We start from the raw sequence: 18,911 nt of genomic DNA on the forward strand, positions 1-18,911 counted from the left end.
CTGCTCATGCCACGCCGCGACAACACCGCCGGAGCCAACCCATGCCGATCACCCTCATCGCCAATGCCAGCTGGATCGTCGCCTATGACGCCAAGGCCAAGGGCCATGTCTATCTGCGCGATGGCGACGTCGCTTTCGACGGGGACCGGATCATCCATGTCGGCGGGAGCTATCAGGGCCAGGCCGACGCCACCATCGACGGGCGCGGCAAGATGGTCATGCCGGGCCTGGTCAATATCCACTCGCACCCGTCCTCGGAGGCAATGACCAAGGGCTGGAACGACGAACTCGGCAGCCCAAAAATGTACGGCACGGCGCTCTACGAGTTCATGCCGCTGTTCCGCTGCGATGCGCGGGGCATCAAATCCTGCGCGCAGGTGACCTACTCCGAACTGCTGATGTCGGGCGTCACCACGCTGGTCGACATGTCGGTCGCCTGGGATGGCTGGCTCGAAACCTTCAAGGCCTCGGGCCTGCGGGCGGTGCTTGCGCCGATGTATCGCTCGGCGCGCTGGTACACCGACAACGGGCATCTGGCGAAGTACGAATGGGACGAGAAGGCCGGTGAGGCTGCGATGGCCGCGGCCATGAAGCTGCTCGACCAGGTCGCGGCCGATGATTCAGGCCGGCTTTCCGGCATGGTTTCGCCCTCGCAGATCGACACCTGCACGCCCGAGTTGATCCAGGCGAGCTTCGACGAGGCCGAGGCCCGCAAGCTGCCCTTCCAGATTCATGCCGCCCAGAGTGTCGTCGAGTTCCACGAGATCACCCGCCGCCACGGCATGACGCCGGTGGAATGGCTGGAGGAACTCGATGTGCTCGGGCCGTTCTCGATCATCGGCCACGGCATTTTCCTTGACCATCACTCCTCGGTGAAATGGCCGGCGACGGATGATCTCGGCTGCCTCGTCGAGACCGGCACCAACGTCGCCCACTGCCCGATCGTGTTCCAGCGTCGCGGCATCGCGATGCAGAGCTTCGGGCAATATGTCGCCGCCGGCGTCAATGTCGGCATCGGCACCGACACCTACCCCCATCACATGCTGGAAGAGCTGCGTGCCGTCTGCATCGGCTCGCGCATGATGGCGGAGGACGTCTACGATCTCAGAACCTCGGATGCCTTCAACGCCGCGACGCTCGGCAGCGCCAAGGCGCTCGGACGCGATGACATCGGCCGCCTCGCCAAGGGCGCCAAGGCCGATATCGTGCTGGCGGACGTCACCCATCCGATGATGCGCCCGCTGCGCGATCCCATCCGCAGCCTGATCTACGCGGCGGGCGAACGCGCGGTGACGACTGTCATCGTCGATGGCGTCACCGTCGTCGACAACGGCAAGGTCCTGACCATGGACTACCCGGCCGCAGCAGCCGAACTGGAGGAAGCCCAGCGCCGCGCCGAGCCCAACGTCAAGGAGCTCGACTGGGCCAAGCGCGACCATCTCGAAATCTCGCCGCTGACCTTTCCGACCAAGAGCTGAGCGCCGGGCCACCGCTTCTTGATCTCGCCACAGCGGACACCTACCGTCCGCAAAACGAATGATCAGGGAAACGCGGAGAGCGGCATGTCGGCAGTCGAAAAGATCGGCGTGGAAGGAACGGGCGCCCGCTCGCCCTATTTCACCGAAGAGCATGAGGCGCTGCGCGATCAGGTCCGTCGTTTCGTCGAGACCGATATCAAGCCCCATGCCCTGGCCTGGGAGGAGGCCGGGTTCGTGCCCCGCGATGTGCTGCGCAAGATGGGTGCGCTCGGCTTCCTCGGCATCCGCTACCCGGCCGAATATGGCGGCTCCGAGATGGACACGATGGCGACCGTCGTCTTCGCGGAGGAACTCGGCCGCTCGACCTTCTCGGGCGTGGCCATCACCGCGCTCGTTCACACCGACATGGCGTCCGTCCATATCGCCAATGCCGGCAGCAAGGCCCAGCGCGACAGGTTGATGCCCGCGATCATCGCCGGCGAGAAGATCGTCGCGGTCGCGGTCACCGAGCCTGATGCCGGCTCCGACGTGAAAGGCATCCGCACCACGGCCCGGCGCGAGGGCGACAGTTACGTCCTCAACGGCGCCAAGGTCTACATAACCAACGGCGTCCATGCCGATCTCTACTGCGTCGCCGCCAAGACCGACCTGTCGGCCAAGCCCTCGCAATCGGTCTCGATCTTTCTGGTCGAGAAGGGCACGCCGGGCTTCCGCGTCGCGCGCGAACTCGACAAGCATGGCTGGCGCTCCTCCGACACGGCGGAACTCGTCTTCGAGGATTGCCGCATCCCGGCCGAGAACCTGCTCGGGCAGGAGGGGCGCGGCTTCTACGCGATCATGAGCAATTTCCAGAACGAACGCACCGTGATCGGCGCGATGGCGATCGGCGAGGCGCAGGCGGCGATCGACCTGACGCTGGACTACGTCAAGACGCGCAAGGCCTTTGGCGCACCCCTCTGGGACAAGCAGGTGATCCGCCAGAAGCTCGCCATGCTGGCGGCCCGGGTCGAGGCTGGGCGCCAGCTCGTCTATCACGCCGCCTGGCTCGACGCGCAGGGGCGCGACGCCACCCGCGAGGTCTCGATGGTCAAGGCGCTCTGCGGCGAGTTGGTCAACGAGGTGATGTATGCCTGCCTGCAGTTCCATGGCGGCATGGGCTATATGCGCGAAAGCACGATCGAGCGCATGACCCGCGACGCCCGCGTGCAGTCGATCGGCGGCGGGGCCACCGAGGTCATGCTCGAGGAGGTCGCCAAACGCATGTGAGCGCGGCTTTGCGAGCGGTGACGGATCGCCATTGAGACGCTAGCCTTGTCTGTGAGCCTGGTGCGTGAATGCGCCGGCGGATCAGAGGACAACCGGCCAGCATGCGCGCTTTCTATCATCCCGATCAGTCGCTGCACGATCCCAAGCAGTATCTGCGCTTTGGCGCCGTCGTCGCGCCCAAGGACCTGCCGGAGCGTACGGCGCGCCTGCTGGCTGCGCTCGCGAAACACGGCATCGCGCCCGAGCGGCCGGCCTCGCATGGTACCGCGCCTGTCCTTGCAATCCATGATGCCGGATTCGTCGCATTCCTGGAAACCGCCTGGGCGCGCTGGCAGGAATTGCCGGCTGAGCGTGGTCCCGAGGTCTGGCCCAGCACCTTCCCCTATTGGAGCGGCCGCCCCGATGAGGATGTCCGCCCGCCCTGCCGCCCCACGGGCTTCATCGGCCAGCTCGGCTGGTATCTTGGTGACATGTCGGTGCCGATCGGCGAGCATTGCTGGCATTCGACGCTGCTCTCGGCCGAGACGGCGGTGACGGCGGCCGACGCGATCCTGGCCGGCGAAAAGGCTGTCTATTCGCTCTGCCGCCCCTCGGGCCACCACGCCCGTGCCGACCGCGCGACGGGCTTCTGCTACCTCAACAACACCGCGATCGCCGCCCAGCGACTGCGCTCGAAATTCAAGAAGGTCGCGATCCTCGACGTCGATGCCCATCATGGCGACGGAACGCAGCAGATTTTCTATCGTCGCGACGACGTGCTGACGATCTCGGTCCATGCAGACCCGTCGAACTATTACCCGTTCTATACCGGCTACGAAGACGAGCGCGGCAACGGGCCGGGCGAAGGCTTCAACCTCAACCTGCCGCTGGCGCATGGTGCAGGCGGCGCCGAGATGGCTGCGGCCGTCGACCGGGCCGGAAAGGCGATCCGCGAGTTCGGCGCCGACGTGGTCATCGTCGCGCTGGGCTACGACGCCCACAAGGACGACCCGATCGGCGTCCTCAAGCTGGACGCCGCCGATTTCGGCACCATCGCCAGCAAGGTGAAGAGCTTTGGCCTGCCGACGCTGGTGGTGCAGGAGGGCGGCTACGCGATCGAGGCGATCGGCGAGTGCCTGGATGCGTTTCTGGGTGGGTTCAAGTCGTAGCCAAAGGCGTCATGGTCGGGCTTGACCCGACCATCTCGTGGCCAGAGGAGCCTGCCAGTTCAGGGAACTCATTCGCCAAGAGATTCTCGGGTCGCCCGATGGTCGCCCGAGAATGACGCGTCGGCTCAGATCACCGCCTCGATCAGGAACGGGCCTTTGCGCGAAAGCGCCCCCTTGAATAGCTTGGTGAACTCCTCGGCTGTTGTCGCGCGTGCCGCTTCCACGCCCATACCGCGCGCCATCGAAACCCAGTCCAGCGCCGGCTCGTCGAGATTGAGCATCAGCGTCGCATTGCGCCCGAAGTCGTTGACGCCGACGGCGCGCATTTCGCCATGCAGAATCGCATAGGTCCGGTTGGCGAAGATCACCGTGACGATGTCGAGCTTCTCGCGCGCCTGCGTCCACAGGCCCTGAACCGTGTACATGCCCGAGCCGTCGGCCTGCATGCCGATGACCTTGCGGTCGGGGCAGGCGACCGCCGCGCCGACGCACATCGGGATGCCTTCGCCGATCGCCCCGCCGGTGAGCTGGAGATAGTCGTGCTGCGGCGCGTTGTGGCATTGCTGGTAGAAGACGCGCCCCGACGAGACCGATTCGTCACAGATGATCGCGTTCTCCGGCAAAAGCCGCGCCACGATGGTGCAGACCTTGTCGGCGTCGAGATCGCCTGTCGGCAGCGCCGTTTCGGTCTGGGCCCTGGCAATGAAGGCAGGTTCGACCTTCGTCGCGCCGGTTTCCTCGGCCAGCGCATCGAGCGCGCCGACGAGATCGTCGCCCATCACGCCGAGCGTGGTGACGATGCAGCCATCATGGATCAATCGGCCGGGCTTGCCCGGATAGGCGAAGAAGCCGACCGGGATCTGCGCGCCGACCAGTACCAGCAGGTCGATGTCCTTCAACTGCTCGAGCGCCATGTCGACGGGGTAGAACACCTTGGGGATCGCGACGCGCCCTGCGCCGCGCTCGATCCGCCCGTTCGACATCTGTCCATACATCTTGCAGCCGGTTGCCGCGCAGATCCGCGCCGCCGTCTCCAGTGGCCCCTCGCGCAGCGATGCGCCGGTCATCATCAAAGCCGCCCGTGCGCCATGCTTGCGCAGCGCGGCCGCGACTTCGCGCATGGTCTCGGCGGCAACCGTCTTGAACGCTGGAACGGGTGTCGCATTCACTTCGGCCGGCTCGACACTGCCCCAGGCGCAATCGCCCGGCAGGATCACCGTCGCGACGCCCGGCAGTGACATCGCGGCGGCATAGGCTTCGCCGATTGCGGGCCCGACATCCTCCGGCGTGGTGATCCGGTGGACGTAGTGAGACATCGGCCGGGCCAGGCTTTCGATGTCGCTGGTCAGCGGCGCATCGTGCTGGAGATGGTAGGTCGCGTGGTCACCGACGACATTGATCATCGGGGTCCAGGCGCGCCTGGCATTGTGCATGTTGGCCAGCGCATTCGCCATGCCGGGCCCGCAATGCAGCAGGGTCGCGGCCGGCTTGTCGGCCATGCGCGCATAGCCATCGGCGGCGCCCGTTACCACGCCCTCGAACAGGCCGAGCACGCAGCGCATTTCCGGCTTGCGGTCGAGCGCCGCGACGAAATGCATCTCGGAGGTGCCGGGATTGGCGAAGCAGACATCAACGCCGTTGACGAGCAGCGTGTCGCAGAGGCGGTCGGCACCGTTCATTCTGATGATTCCTGGACGAAGGACAAACAGGTCGTTGAAAGGGCGCTCAGGGGAAGGGATGTTCCCGCGCCTGTCAAACGAGAGAATGTCATAGCCGTCCCCAGTCACGCTGATCGACTGCTTGACGGATTTGCATATGCATTTAACCTCGGCTGGAACGAAGGTTGCATCCGGCTGCGCCATGCGGTGCGATGGATGTCAGTCCTCGCACCGAAGCCGGACATCACAAGGGGAAGGGTCGCGTCATGACGACATCGAAGCGTTTGGGAACAGTGGCGGGTCTGGGTCTGGCCGCGGCACTTCTGGCCGGCGGCGCGCAGGCGCAGACCAAGGTCAATATCGGCATCTCCGGCTGGACCGGCTTCGCGCCGCTGGTGCTGGCGAAGGAGGCCGGCATCTTCGCCAAGAACGGCCTGGATGTGACCATCAAGAAGATCCCGCAGAAGGACCGCCACCTCGCCATCGCCTCGGGCGACATCCAGTGCGCGGCGACGACGGTCGAGACCTGGATCGGCTGGGATGCCGCGGGCGTGAAGACCAAGCAGATCTTCCAGCTCGACAAGAGCTATGGCGCCGACGGCATGGTGACGCGCAACGCGACCGCCTCGATCAAGGATCTGAAGGGCAAGACGATCGCGGCGTCCGCGCCCGGCACGTCGCCCTATTTCGCGCTGGCCTGGTTCCTCAAGGAGAACGGAATGTCCGTGAAGGACGTCACGGTGGTCAACATGGAGCCCGGCCCGGCGGCGCAGGCCTTCATCGCCGGCCAGAACGACGCCGCCATGACCTATGAGCCCTATCTCTCGGCCGTGCGCGAGAAGCCCGAGGCCGGCAAGATCATCGCCACCACGCTCGACTATCCGATGGTGATGGACACCTTCGGCTGCACCCCGGCCTTCCTGGCGGCCAATGACGCGGGTGCCGCCGCGCTGACGAAGAGCTATTTCGAGGCTCTCGACATGATCAAGGCCGATCAGGCCAAGGCCTTCGGCATCATGGGCGCGGATGTGAAGCAGTCCGGCGAGCAGTTCGGCAAGTCGGCCGCTTTCCTGCGCTGGTCGGACGCGGCGGGCAACAAGGCCTTCTTCTCCGGCGAATGGCAGGCCTTCTCGGCCAAGGCTGCCGATCTGCTGCTCGAGATCGGCCTGATCAAGACCAAGCCCGATTTGGCTTCGCTGGTGGAAACAAAATACGTCGCCGGCAAATGAGCTGATTCCCACGCGTCATGCCCGGGCTTGACCCGGGCATCTCGTCCCCAACCACTCCACGTCATCCCGGACAAGCCGCGTAGCGGCGCTGATCCGGGATCCATGCCTGAAGCGTTCAGGCATGGATCCCGGGTCTCCCTACGGTCGCCCGGGATGACGCAGCGGATCATCGTCTGATGAAACCCCTCCAGCCGGTCTCCGCGTCCTCGCGCGTCGCCTACGGCATCGCCTTCTTCGCGCTGTTCGTGGCGCTGTGGTCGGTTGCGACCTTTGGTGGCTATGTCCAGAGGCTGTTCCTCGCCGACCCCATCACGATGGTGCGCGAGGGCTACAACCTGATGGTCGAGTACGGCTTCGCCTACGACATCGGCATGACGATCTGGCGCGTCGTCGGCGGCTTCGTGCTGGCGGCTCTCGTTGCCCTGCCGCTCGGTATCGCCATGGGCGCCTACAAGCCGATCGAGGCGCTGCTCGAGCCCTTTGTCTCCTTCGCGCGCTACCTGCCGGCCTCGGCCTTTATCCCGCTGCTGATTCTCTGGGCAGGGCTGGGCGAGGCGCAGAAGCTGCTCGTCATCTTCATCGGCTCGGTCTTCCAGTTGATCCTCATGATCGCGGTCGCGGTCGGCGGGATCCGGCGCGACCTGGTCGACGCCGCTTATACGCTGGGCGCGACCGACACCTCGGTCGTGCGCCGCGTGCTGTTGCCCAACGCCGCCCCCGAGATCGCCGAGATCCTGCGCCTCGTGCTCGGCTGGGCCTGGACCTATGTCATCGTCGCCGAGCTGATCGGCTCGTCCTCGGGCATCGGCCATATGATCACCAACAGCCAGGCGCTGCTCAACACCGGGCAGATCATCTTCGGCATCATCGTCATCGGCCTGATCGGGCTGGTTTCGGATTTTCTGTTCAAGGCGGTCAACCAGCGCCTGTTTCCTTGGGCGCAGAGGTAGTTGGGCGCATAGATGAGCAAGCTTCTTGTGGAGAATGTCGGGAAAGTGTTCCCGGCCCAGCGCGGCGGCCAGCCGACGCGCGCCCTGATGCCGACCTCGCTCAGCGTCGGCGACAACGACTTCATCGCCATCCTTGGCCCCTCAGGCTGCGGCAAGTCCACTTTGCTGCGCATCATCGGCGGGCTCGAGACGGCCAGTGAAGGCCGCATCATGCTCGATGGCGTGCCCGTCTCGGGACCGGGTGCAGATCGCGGCTTCGTCTTCCAGAGCTACACGCTGTTCCCCTGGCTGACGGTCGGCCAGAACATCGCCTTCGGCCTGCGCGAGAAAGGCGTGTCCGAGCGCGAGCGGATGGATATCGCGCGCCAATGGGCCGACCGCGTCGGCCTGTCGAGCTTCGTCGACCATTTTCCCAAGCAGCTCTCGGGCGGCATGCAGCAGCGCACCGCGATCGCCCGCGCGCTCGCCAACGACCCCAAAATCCTGCTGCTCGACGAGCCTTTCGGCGCGCTCGACAACCAGACCCGCGCCCTGATGCAGGAAATGCTGCTCGGCATCTGGGAGCGCGAGCGCAAGACCGTTCTCTTCGTCACCCACGACATCGAGGAGGCGATCTTCGTCGGCTCTCGCGTCGTGGTGATGAGCGCGCGGCCCGGCCGCATCAAGGCTGACATCGCGGTCGATCTGCCCCATCCGCGTCCCTACACCATCAAGACGAGCCCGGAATTCGTCGCGCTGAAGGAGAGGCTGGTCGAGGAGATCCGCGCCGAGGTGATGGCGAGCGAGCATTGAGCGAAGGGGCTGATCGTCAGGCTGATTGACAGGCCTGCGCGATGATGGTTGTCTCTAGGTCAATTGGCCTGACCAAATGGCCAAATCGAGCGCCCGATCACGGGAGCCGGGGATGGAAAACCGGGAGCAAGCTGTGCCGCTCGAGGCTGTCGGGTCGCCACGTCTGTATCGTCAGATCGCCGACCAACTGCGCCATCTCATCGATCGGCGCGAATATCCGGTGGGCGGAAGGCTGCCGCCTGAACGCGAGCTGGCGGAGAAGCTCGGCGTGTCGCGCCCCTCCGTGCGCGAGGCCCTGATCGCGCTCGAGGTCGAGGGCCGGGTCCGGATCCGCATGGGATCGGGCGTTTATGTCATCGACCGGCCAGCGGGGGATCTCGCGATCGCGGCCCTGACCGACGAGGCTCCAGAGGGCCCGTTCGAGGTTCTCAAAGCGCGCGAACTGATCGAAAGTGCCGTCTGCGCCGAAGCCGGTGCCACTGCAGGTTCCCAGGATATCGCCATACTCGACGACATTCTCGCGCAGATGGAAAATCCGGAACTGACGGGAGACGATCTCGTTGCGCTCGACCGCGCTTTCCATGTCGGCATTGCCGCGGTGCTCGGCAATGCCGTGCTGGCGCGCTTCGTCGGCATGCTGTTCGACCAGCGCATCAACCCGTATTTCCGCCAGCTTGCGAGCCATTTCGAGAACGCCGAATCGTGGAGCGAGGCTCTGAGCGAGCATCGCGAAATCCGCGACGCCATCGCCGCGGGACGGGGCCACGCGGCGCAGGCCGCGATGCGCCGCCACCTGCAGCGCTCGCAGGAGCGGTTCTCACAGAGCTTCGGCGAAGGGCCGGCTCCGGGGGTGCAGGCGGCGAGACGAGGTCAGGCAAGCGAGCGGGAGAGTGTCGTGACCCGGCTCATCAGGAAAAACTGACGCGACAAGACGGCAGGACGAAAAGCTGCAAAAGAAGACAGCAGGCTACAGACCACCATAAGCAGACCAAGAAAACGACCAGCCAACAAAACCGATCCCATGGGAGGGACAACGCGATGAAGACCTATCTGACGATGGCGGCCGTGGCCGCGAGCCTGATCGTCGCCGGCGCGCCGGCGCAGGCGCAGACCAAGCTGAAATGGGCCCATGTCTACGAGACCTCCGAGCCCTTCCACACCGAATCGGTCTGGGCGGCCGAGGAGTTCAAGAAGCGCACCAATGGCCGCTACGAGATCACCGTCTATCCGGCCTCGCAGCTGGGCAAGGAAACCGACATCAACCAGGGCCTGACGCTGGGCACGGTCGACATCATCATCTCCGGGTCGAGCTTCGCCGCGCGCGCCTTTCCGCCGATCGGCGTGACCTACTACCCCTTCACCTTCCGCAGCCCCGAGCATCTGCTCGCCTACACCAAGAGCGATGTCTTCACAGATATGGCCAAGGGCTATCAGGAGAAGAGCGGCCACCAGATCGTCTCCGTGACGTATTACGGCACGCGCCACACCACCTCGAACAAGCCGATCAAGAGCTGCGCCGACATGAAGGGCCTCAAGATCCGCGTGCCCGACGTGCCGGCCTATCTCGCCATGCCGCGCGCCTGCGGCGCCAACACCGCGCCGATCGCCTTCGCCGAGGTCTATCTCGCGCTGCAGAACGGCACGGTCGAGGCGCAGGAGAACCCGCTGACCACCATCGAGGCCAAGAAGTTCTACGAGGTCCAGAAGCACATCGTCCTGACCGGCCACATCGTCGACCATCTCAACACGGTCGTCGCCAAGCAACTCTGGGACAAGCTCTCGCCCGAGGACCGCAAGATCTTCAGCGAGGTCGCCCAGGAGGCGGCTGCCCGCGCGACGAAGCAGATCCAGTCTTCCGAGGTCAAGCTCGTCCAGTTCTTCAAGGACAAGGGCCTGACGGTCACCGAAGTCGACAAGGCGGACTTCCTGGCGAACGTGCAGAAGAACGTCACCTTCGAGCAGTTCGGCTACCGCAAGGCCGACTGGGACCGCATCCAGGCGGTCAAGTAAGCCACCAATCTGCCTCCTCGCGACGGTGTGTTCGTCATGGCGAGGAGGCAAAGCCGACGAATCCATCCAGGGCCGCTGAGCGAGACCTCTGGATGGCTTCGCTGCGCTATCAATGACGGCCATGCCGTCGCCCGACCGACGACTGGACCAGCCTATGACCGCGACGCCTGAAATCCACACCCCCGTCACCGGCGAGGAACTCGCCCATGTCTTCGACGAGGCGGCGCCGCCGGCGGATCTCTCCGTCTACGGCGTCGAGGACTGGATCACGCTGGCCGCGTTCTGGGTCATGGTCGGCTGTGTCATCCTGCAGTTCTTCACCCGCTATGTGCTCAATAACTCCTTCGCCTGGACGGAGGAGATCGCGATCAACGCGCTCGTCGTGGTGGTCTTCCTGGGCGCCTCGCTCTGCGTGCGGGCCTCGCGGCATATCCAGGTCGATTTCCTCTACCGCTACATGTCGCCTGGCCTGGGCCGGATCATGGCGACCTTCGTCGATGTCGTGCGCATCGGCTTCTTCGCCTACGGAACCTGGCTGATGTACAAATACGCCTCGCTGATCCCCGACGAGATGATGACGACGGTCGATCTGCCGAAATCGATCGTCTTCAACGCGGTCGTTCTCGCCTTCGCGCTGATGACCCTGCGGGCGCTCCATGTCGCCTGGCAGAATGCGCGCCGCGGCTATTCCGTGCTGGAAAAGCCGGAAGCCTTCGACGGCTCGGAGGCCTGAGACCTGACATGCTGATCCTGCTCGGTTCCTTTCTCGGTCTGATGATTCTCGGCGTGCCCGTGGCGATCGCCATGGCCGTCGCCTCGCTGGCCTTCATCATCATCTCGGGCACCGTGCCCGACGTCATTCTCGCCCAGCGCATGATCGCGGGCGTCGAAAGCTTCCCGCTGCTCGCCGTGCCGTTCTTCATCCTGGCCGGCAACCTGATGAACATCGCCGGCGTCACCGGGCGCATCTATGCCTTCGCGGTCGCGCTCGTCGGCTGGATGCGCGGTGGCCTCGCGCAGGTCAACATCATCGGCTCGGTGATCTTCTCGGGCATGTCGGGCACGGCCATCGCGGACGCAGCCGGCATCGGCACGATCGAGATCAAGGCGATGAAGGACCATGGCTACCCGACCGAGGTCGCCGTCGGCGTCACGGCGGCCTCGGCCACGCTGGGGCCGATCATCCCGCCCTCGCTGCCCTTCGTCATCTACGGGATGATGTCGAACACCTCGATCGGCGCGCTGTTCCTCGCCGGCGTCGTGCCGGGCGTGATGATGACGCTGTTCATGATGATCACCGTCGCGATCTTCGCGCGGATCTACAAATGGGGCTCGGACGCCACCTTTTCGCTGCGCGAAATCGGGACCGCCGGCATCGAGATCGCCGTCGTGCTCGGCTTCCCGCTTTTGGCCTATGGTCTGCTCTGGGCCGGACTGCCGGACAACCTCGCCATCGGCCTGGCGCTCGCCGTGCTGCTCGGCCTCGACTACTATTTCGACTTCTCGGCCGTCATGGCGCTGATGACGCCGGTCATCCTGATCGGCGGCATGACCATGGGCTGGTTCACGCCGACGGAGGCCGCCGCTGCGGCGGTGATCTGGTCGCTCTTCCTCGGCCTCGTCCGCTATCGCTCGATGACCATGCGCAGCCTGACCAAGGCGACCTTCGACACCATCGAGACCACGGCCTCCGTGCTCTTCATTGTCACGGCCGCCTCGATCTTCGCCTGGCTGCTGACGGTCTCCAACACGGCTCAGATCCTCTCGGACCTGATCCTCAGCCTGACCCAGGACAAATGGGTCTTCCTGATCCTGGTCAACATCCTGCTGCTGTTCATCGGCTGCTTCCTCGACACCATTGCCGCCATCACCATCGTGGTGCCGATCCTGCTCCCGATCGCGCTGAAGCTCGGCGTCGACCCGATCCATTTCGGGCTGATCATGGTGCTGAACCTGATGATCGGGCTGTTGCACCCGCCGCTGGGCATGGTGCTCTTCGTGCTATCGCGCGTCGCCAAGCTCTCGGTCGAGCGCACCACCATGGCGATCCTGCCCTGGCTGGTGCCGCTCTTCGCCGCGTTGATCGCGATCACCTTCATCCCCGAGCTGACGCTGTGGTTGCCGCGGCAGATGGGGATGGTGCGGTAGGGGCAATCCCGCGCTGCTCCGTTAGAGCTGGGGCCACAGGGGACCAGATCCGTTCGCTTAGCGGCCTGGAAGAGCCGGGTCGGGGTCCCAAGGGTTCAGCACCGCGATGGGAATATCCCAGAAGTCGCGAACGTTGCGCGTCACCAAGGTGAGATCGTGGATACGCGCTGTGGCACCCAACAGCGCATCCGGCGCGCTGCGGCTGCGTCCGGCCGCGATCCGCCCCCAGGCGAACGCGATGTCGAGCGTGATCGGCAAAATCCGGTTGTCATAGGCCTCGTGAAGCCCATCCAGCCAATGCAGCAGGCGGCGGGAGAACTGAGGATCGCGGTGCATCTGCATCTCCGCACCCTTCATGATCTCGCCGAGCGAAATCACGCTGATATAGATAGCCGTGGGATCGACGCTCGCCATCCAGGACATGGCTGCGGGTGTTTTGCGACGAACCTCCGACAGGACGTTTGTATCGACCAGATACATCAGAATTCGATATCGCGGCCGGGATCAGGCGAACGTCGGTTGACAAGTTCGACGAAATCGTCGGGCCAGGGATCGCCTTCCATCAGAAATTCCGCGAGGTTCTTCTTCGGCTTGATCCCCTTGGCGGCTTTCAACTCGTCGAACTCGACCTTGGAGATCACGACCGCTGTCGGCTCGCCGCGCACGGTGACCTCCTGCGGCCCCTCGCTGAGCGCGAGTTTCACGACTTCGCTGAACTTCGCCTTGGCATCCTGCAGCGCCCAAGCCATTAGCTGATTCTCCGACTAGTCAGACTAGTCAGATACTAGCGCCGCCGGTCAGGACGTCAACCGATCCCCATCCCCGGCAACCGCAACCCCTTCTCCTTCGCGCACTCCACCGCGATCTCGTAGCCTGCATCGGCATGGCGCATGACGCCTGTCGCCGGGTCGTTCCAAAGCACGCGCTCCAGCCGCTTGGCGGCCTCCGGCGTGCCGTCGGCGACGATGACGACGCCCGAATGCTGCGAATAGCCCATGCCGACGCCGCCGCCATGATGCAGCGAAACCCAGGTCGCGCCGCCGGCCGTATTGAGCAGCGCGTTGAGCAGCGGCCAGTCGGAGACCGCGTCCGAGCCGTCCTTCATCGCCTCCGTCTCGCGGTTGGGCGAGGCGACGGAGCCAGAGTCGAGATGGTCGCGGCCGATCACGACCGGCGCCTTCAACTCGCCCTTCGCCACCATCTCGTTGAAGGCGAGGCCTAAGCGGTGCCGGTCGCCCAGCCCGACCCAGCAGATGCGCGCGGGCAGACCCTGGAACTGGATGCGCTCGCGCGCCATGTCGAGCCAGTTGTGCAGATGCGCGTCGTCGGGCATCAGCTTCTTCACCTTGGCGTCGGTCTTGTAGATGTCCTCCGGATCGCCCGAGAGCGCCGCCCAGCGGAACGGCCCGATGCCCCGGCAGAACAGCGGGCGGATATAGGCCGGCACGAAGCCGGGGAAGTCGAAGGCATCGGTGACGCCCATATCCTTCGCCATCTGGCGGATGTTGTTGCCATAGTCGAGCGTCGGCACGCCCATCCGGTGGAAGTCCAGCATGGCGCCGACATGCACCGCCATCGACTCCTTCGCCGCCTGGATCGTGGCGGCCGGATCGCGCTCCTTGCGCTCCTCCCATTCGGCCAGCGTCCAGCCCGCCGGCAGATAGCCGTTGAGCGGATCATGCGCCGAGGTCTGGTCGGTGACGACATCGGGGCGCATGCCGCGTTCCACCATGTCGGGAAACACCTCCGCCGCATTGCCGAGCACGCCGACCGAGACGGCTTTGCCGGCCTTATGCGCGCGCTCGACGATCTCCAGCGCCTCGTCGATGCTGTCGGCCTTCTCGTCGAGATAGCCGGTGCGCAGACGGAACTCGATCGAGGACGGCTTGCACTCGACCGCGATCATCGAGGCGCCGGCCATGGTCGCGGCCAGCGGCTGCGCCCCGCCCATGCCGCCGAGCCCCCCGGTCAGAATCCACTTGCCCTTGAGCGAGCCGCCGAAATGCTGCCGACCAACCTCGACGAAGGTCTCGTAGGTGCCCTGAACGATGCCCTGCGTGCCGATATAGATCCAGGAGCCGGCCGTCATCTGGCCGTACATCATCAGCCCGAGCTTATCGAGATGGTGGAAATGCTCCCAGTTCGCATAGGCCGGGACGAGGTTGGAGTTAGCGATCAGCACGCGCGGCGCGTCCGGATGCGTCTTGAAAATGCCGACCGGCTTGCCCGACTGCACGAGCAGCGTCTCGTCGGCCTCCAGCGACCGCAGCGACGCACAGATCCGGTCGAAGTCCTCCCAGGTCCGGGCGGCACGGCCGATGCCGCCATAGACCACGAGCTCGCCCGGCTTCTCTGCGACGTCCGGGTCGAGATTGTTCATCAGCATGCGCAGCGGCGCTTCGGTCAGCCAGCTTTTGGCGGAAAGCTCCGTGCCATGGGGTGAGCGGATGACGCGGCTGTTGTCGATGCGGGTCATTAACGGCTCCGTTCGTGCTGGGCCGCGGCGTCCAGCGCGGCGGCGATGATGGCGGAGAGGGCGGATTTCAGGGGCGCGGCTATGATTGCATCGAAGGCCCAGGGCGCTTCTTCGGCGGCGAGATAGGCCGACAGCGCCTTCTCCATCTGGAGCGCATGGACGTGGGCGTCGGGCTGGCCGTAATGGCGCGTGATCCAGCCGCCCTTGAAGCGGCCGTTGACGACATGGGTGAGGGGCTGCGCCGCCATCGCCGCCGCTGCGGCGGCCTCGACGGCGGGCGCGCAGCTCGCGCCCGAATTCGTGCCGAGATTGAGCGTCGGCAGCGTGCCGGGAAACAGGCGCGGTATCACTGACTTGATTGAGTGGCAGTCCCACAGCACGGCATAGCCATGGGCGGCCTTTACCCGTGCGATCTCGGCTGCGAGCGCCTCGTGATAGGGCTGGAAATAGGCGACGCGGCGCCGCTCGATCTCGGCCGCGTCAGGTGGTGTGATCCAGATCGGCGCGCCGTCGAAGGTCGTCGTCGGCACCAGCTCGGTCGTCGCCTGCCCCGGATAGAGCGAGACGCCGGACGGATCGCGGTTCAGGTCGATGACATAGCGCGAGAGCTGCGCCTCGACGATCGTCGGCTGGAAGCGCTCCGCGAAGGCATAGACCTCGCGCATATGCCAGTCGGTGTCCTCGACCAGCCGCCCGCGCTCGTTCAGCGTGGCCTCGACTTCAGAGGGCAGCCCGATGCCGGGATGCGGCATCGAGAGGATGAGCGGGGAGGGGCCCCGGGTGACGGTGACGATCGAGGTCATGCATTCATACTCCGTCATGCTCGGGCTCGACCCGAGCATCTCCTGCCCGAGATTCTCGGGTCTGCGCTGCGCTCCGCCCGAGAATGACGCGCGCGAGCCTCACGCCGAAAACTCCGCAAACGAATCCAGCCCCGCCGCCCGGCCCACAGCCCCCGAAAGCACCAGCTCCGTCGCCGCCGCGAGATCCGGCGCGAGATAGCGGTCCTCTGTCAGCGGCGCGATCTTGCCGCGCAGCAAGGCGAGCACCGGCTCGAGCCTTGGGCTCGTCGTCATCGGACGATGATGCTCGATCGCTTCTGCCGCCGCCATCAGCTCGACGCCGATGATGCTCGCGGCGTTCGCCGCCATGTCGAGCAGGCGATAGGCGCCATGCGTCGCCATCGAGACATGGTCTTCCTGATTGGCCGAGGTCGGGATCGTGTCGACCGAAGCCGGATAGGCCTTCTGCTTGTTCTCCGACGCCAGTGCGGCCGCCGTCACCTGAGCGATCATGAAACCGGAATTGAGCCCCGCATCACGCGCCAGGAAGGGCGGCAGGCCGCTCATCACGGGGTCGACCAGAAGCGCGATCCGCCGCTCGGAGAGATTGCCGATCTCGCACAGCCCCATGGCCAGCATGTCGGCGGCGAAGGCGACCGGCTCGGCGTGGAAGTTTCCGCCCGAGACGACCTCGCCCGGCCCCAGCACCAGCGGGTTGTCGGTGACCGCGTTGGCTTCGATGGTAAGCGTCGTCGCTGCATTGGCGAGCAGGTCGCGCACCGCCCCCATCACCTGCGGCTGGCAGCGCAGCGAATAGGGGTCCTGAACCTTTGAATCGCCGAAGCGGTGGCTGTCGCGGATCTCGCTGCCGGCAATCAGTTCGAGCAGCAGCGCCGCGACGCGGATCTGGCCGGGCTGCCCGCGCAATTGCTGGATGCGCGGGTCGAACGGTGTGTCGGAGCCCTTCAGCGCATCGACCGAGAGCGCGCCGGCGACCAGCGCAGAGTCGAACACCCGCGCCATGGCGGTGAGCCCTGCCAGCGCCAGCGCGGTCGAGACCTGCGTCCCGTTGATCAGCGCCAGCCCCTCCTTGGGCCCGAGCGCCAGTGGCGCCTGGCCGATCCGCGCGAGCGCGTCCGCAGCCGGCATGACCTCGCCCTTCAGCCTGATCTCGCCGACGCCCATCAGCGCGGCGGTGAGATGGGCGAGCGGTGCGAGGTCACCGGAGGCGCCGACCGAGCCCTTGGCCGGAACGACCGGCAGGGCGTCGGCCGTGAGCGCGCCGAGCAACGCCTCGACCACAACCGGTCGCACGCCCGACGCGCCACGCGCCAGGCTCGCTGCCTTCATCGCGAGGATCAGCCGCACCACACCATCCGGCAGGGCAGGCCCGGTGCCGACCGCATGCGACAGGATAAGATTCCGCTGGAGCGTCGCGAGGTCGCCATCCGCGATCCGCACGCTGGCGAGCTTGCCGAAGCCGGTGTTGACGCCATAGGTCACGGTGCCCGCCGCGACGATGTCGTCGACGATCGCCTGGGCGGCACGGATCGCATCCGCACTCGTCTCCGACAGCGCAATCGAGGCGCCGTCGATCACGTCGCGCCATTGCGTCAGGGCGGCATGGCCGGGATCCAGGAGAAGGGGCGTGCTCATTGTCCGTTCCAGATCCGGGCGTGAAGCGGGTTGAAGCCGATGCGGTAGGCGAGTTCGGCCGGGCGCTCGATGTCCCAGATCGCGAGGTCGCAGGCCTTGCCGGCCTCCAGCGTGCCGATCTCGTCGGCGAGGCCGAGCGCCTGCGCGGCATGGCGGGTCAAACCCGTCAGCGCCTCCTCCGGCGTCAGGCGAAACAGGGTGCAGGCCATGTTCATCACCAGCAGCGGCGAGGTCAAAGGCGAGGAGCCGGGGTTGGCGTCGGTCGCCAGCGCGATCGGCACGCCATGCCGGCGCAGAAGGTCGATCGGCGGCTTCTGCGTCTCGCGCAGGAAATAGAAGGCGCCGGGCAGAACGACCGCGACCGTGCCGGCCTTGGCCATCGCGATCACGCCGGCCTCGTCGAGATATTCGAGATGATCCGCCGACAGGGCGCCCATGCCGGCAGCCAGCGCCGCGCCGCCGAGATTGGAGAGCTGCTCGGCATGGATCTTGATCGCCAGGCCCATGGCTTTGGCCGCTTCGAAGACCGCCCGCGTCTCCTCTGGCGAAAACGCGATGCCCTCGCAGAAGACATCGACCGCATCCGCCAGCCCCTCAGCCACGATCGCGTCGAGCATCGGCCCGGCGACGAGCGCGGTATAGTCGCCGGAGCGACCCTTGAATTCGGGGGGCACGGCATGAGCACCGAGGAAGGTCGTGCGTACCCGCACCGGCCGCTCGCGCCCGATCCTGCGCGCGACACGCAGCGTCTTCACCTCGGCCTCGATCTCCAGCCCATAGCCGGACTTGATCTCGACCGTAGTGACGCCCTCCGCCAGCAGCGCCGCGAGCCTCCGGTCGGCGCTGGCGAACAGCGCGTCCTCGCTCGCCGCCCGCGTCGCGGTCACCGTGGAGAGAATGCCGCCGCCGGCGCGCGCGATCTCCTCATAGCTCGCGCCCTGCAGGCGCAGCTCGAATTCATGGGCGCGGTCGCCGCCATAAACGAGATGGGTGTGGCAGTCGATCAGCCCCGGCGTGATCCAGCGTCCGCCGCAATCGATCGTCTCGGTGGAGTGGAAGGCCGGCGCCTCGGCGCGAGGCCCGGCATAGAGGATGCGCCCATCGCGGGCCGCCACGACGCCGTCCTCGATCGCGCCATAAGGAGCAGGGATGGCAGGCGACATCGTCGCCAGCCTTGCCCGGGTCCAGAGCCTGTCGCAGGTCGGGGTCTCAGCCGACATCGTCGCCATGTCGCGTCCTCTCGACTATCCTTGATTGCCGAGTATGCTAGCTAATTGCATATGCAAATGACAAGCCCCTAATTGCATAGGCAATTAGA

General features: G+C 65.7%; 17 protein-coding genes. 10 read left to right on the top strand and 7 right to left on the bottom strand.

Translation table 11 applies throughout. The features are described from left to right. The first annotated feature begins 41 nt into the window (after positions 1–41). The 3 genes from IP69_RS11745 to IP69_RS11755 all read left to right on the top strand — a co-directional run bounded on the left by IP69_RS11745 (position 42) and on the right by IP69_RS11755 (position 3,892). Positions 42–1,478 carry an amidohydrolase family protein gene (locus IP69_RS11745; RefSeq protein ID WP_054143015.1) on the top strand — a complete coding sequence of 479 codons (1,437 nt, stop codon included), beginning with the start codon at positions 42–44 and terminating at the stop codon, positions 1,476–1,478. Positions 1,479–1,562: 84 nt separating this feature from the next. Continuing rightward, on the top strand, positions 1,563–2,744 hold the full coding sequence (locus IP69_RS11750; RefSeq protein WP_054143016.1) for an acyl-CoA dehydrogenase family protein: 1,182 nt from the start codon (positions 1,563–1,565) through the stop codon (positions 2,742–2,744). A 101-nt stretch (positions 2,745–2,845) separates the two neighbouring features. Beyond that, the gene (locus IP69_RS11755; RefSeq protein WP_054143017.1) at positions 2,846–3,892 is read left to right on the top strand and encodes a histone deacetylase family protein; all 1,047 of its coding nucleotides are present in this window, start codon (positions 2,846–2,848) and stop codon (positions 3,890–3,892) included. A gap of 125 nt (positions 3,893–4,017) precedes the next feature. Here IP69_RS11755 and IP69_RS11760 read toward each other — a convergent pair whose 3' ends face one another. Further along, positions 4,018–5,571, bottom strand: a complete 1,554-nt coding sequence (locus tag IP69_RS11760) for an acetolactate synthase large subunit (RefSeq protein WP_054143018.1) — start codon at positions 5,569–5,571, stop codon at positions 4,018–4,020. A gap of 245 nt (positions 5,572–5,816) precedes the next feature. On the opposite strand from IP69_RS11760, the gene IP69_RS11765 reads away from it, so the two are divergent. The 7 genes from IP69_RS11765 (at position 5,817) to IP69_RS11795 (ending at position 12,679) form a co-directional block, all read left to right on the top strand. Beyond that, positions 5,817–6,779 carry an ABC transporter substrate-binding protein gene (locus IP69_RS11765; RefSeq protein WP_054143019.1) on the top strand — a complete coding sequence of 321 codons (963 nt, stop codon included), beginning with the start codon at positions 5,817–5,819 and terminating at the stop codon, positions 6,777–6,779. A 176-nt stretch (positions 6,780–6,955) separates the two neighbouring features. After that, positions 6,956–7,729 (top strand): ABC transporter permease, encoded by a 774-nt coding sequence (locus IP69_RS11770; protein WP_054143020.1) that lies wholly within the window; start codon positions 6,956–6,958, stop codon positions 7,727–7,729. 12 nt (positions 7,730–7,741) lie between these two features. Beyond that, on the top strand, positions 7,742–8,521 hold the full coding sequence (locus IP69_RS11775; protein ID WP_054143021.1) for an ABC transporter ATP-binding protein: 780 nt from the start codon (positions 7,742–7,744) through the stop codon (positions 8,519–8,521). A gap of 133 nt (positions 8,522–8,654) precedes the next feature. Next, a complete protein-coding gene (locus IP69_RS11780) occupies positions 8,655–9,443 on the top strand; it encodes a FadR/GntR family transcriptional regulator (protein WP_054143063.1) in 789 nt (262 codons plus the stop codon). A 116-nt stretch (positions 9,444–9,559) separates the two neighbouring features. Further along, positions 9,560–10,531 carry a sialic acid TRAP transporter substrate-binding protein SiaP gene (locus IP69_RS11785; protein ID WP_054143022.1) on the top strand — a complete coding sequence of 324 codons (972 nt, stop codon included), beginning with the start codon at positions 9,560–9,562 and terminating at the stop codon, positions 10,529–10,531. 154 nt (positions 10,532–10,685) lie between these two features. Then, complete coding sequence (locus IP69_RS11790) at positions 10,686–11,264, top strand: TRAP transporter small permease (RefSeq protein ID WP_054143023.1); 579 nt, start codon at positions 10,686–10,688, stop codon at positions 11,262–11,264. 8 nt (positions 11,265–11,272) lie between these two features. Beyond that, the gene (locus IP69_RS11795; RefSeq protein ID WP_054143024.1) at positions 11,273–12,679 is read left to right on the top strand and encodes a TRAP transporter large permease; all 1,407 of its coding nucleotides are present in this window, start codon (positions 11,273–11,275) and stop codon (positions 12,677–12,679) included. 57 nt (positions 12,680–12,736) lie between these two features. Here the strand turns inward: IP69_RS11795 and IP69_RS11800 are convergent, their stop codons facing one another. The 6 genes from IP69_RS11800 to hutI form a co-directional block, all read right to left on the bottom strand. Then, complete coding sequence (locus tag IP69_RS11800) at positions 12,737–13,159, bottom strand: type II toxin-antitoxin system VapC family toxin (protein ID WP_054143025.1); 423 nt, start codon at positions 13,157–13,159, stop codon at positions 12,737–12,739. Continuing rightward, a complete protein-coding gene (locus IP69_RS11805; protein WP_054143026.1) occupies positions 13,159–13,428 on the bottom strand; it encodes a type II toxin-antitoxin system Phd/YefM family antitoxin in 270 nt (89 codons plus the stop codon). Before IP69_RS11805 ends, IP69_RS11800 begins: the two co-directional genes overlap by 1 nt. A gap of 56 nt (positions 13,429–13,484) precedes the next feature. Next, entirely contained in the window at positions 13,485–15,155 is a 1,671-nt protein-coding gene (gene hutU / locus IP69_RS11810) for a urocanate hydratase (RefSeq protein WP_054143027.1), read from the bottom strand. After that, positions 15,155–15,958, bottom strand: a complete 804-nt coding sequence (gene hutG, locus IP69_RS11815) for an N-formylglutamate deformylase (RefSeq protein WP_054143028.1) — start codon at positions 15,956–15,958, stop codon at positions 15,155–15,157. Before hutG ends, hutU begins: the two co-directional genes overlap by 1 nt. A gap of 99 nt (positions 15,959–16,057) precedes the next feature. Continuing rightward, positions 16,058–17,593, bottom strand: a complete 1,536-nt coding sequence (gene hutH / locus IP69_RS11820; protein WP_054143029.1) for a histidine ammonia-lyase — start codon at positions 17,591–17,593, stop codon at positions 16,058–16,060. Next, positions 17,590–18,822: an imidazolonepropionase gene (hutI, locus tag IP69_RS11825; protein WP_082359248.1), complete on the bottom strand. Its 1,233-nt coding sequence runs from the start codon at positions 18,820–18,822 to the stop codon at positions 17,590–17,592. Before hutI ends, hutH begins: the two co-directional genes overlap by 4 nt. Positions 18,823–18,911: the final 89 nt, after the last annotated feature.

It is taken from the genome of Allobosea sp. AAP35 (assembly GCF_001295925.1).
In the GTDB taxonomy this organism is placed as follows: Bacteria; Pseudomonadota; Alphaproteobacteria; order Rhizobiales; family Beijerinckiaceae; genus Allobosea.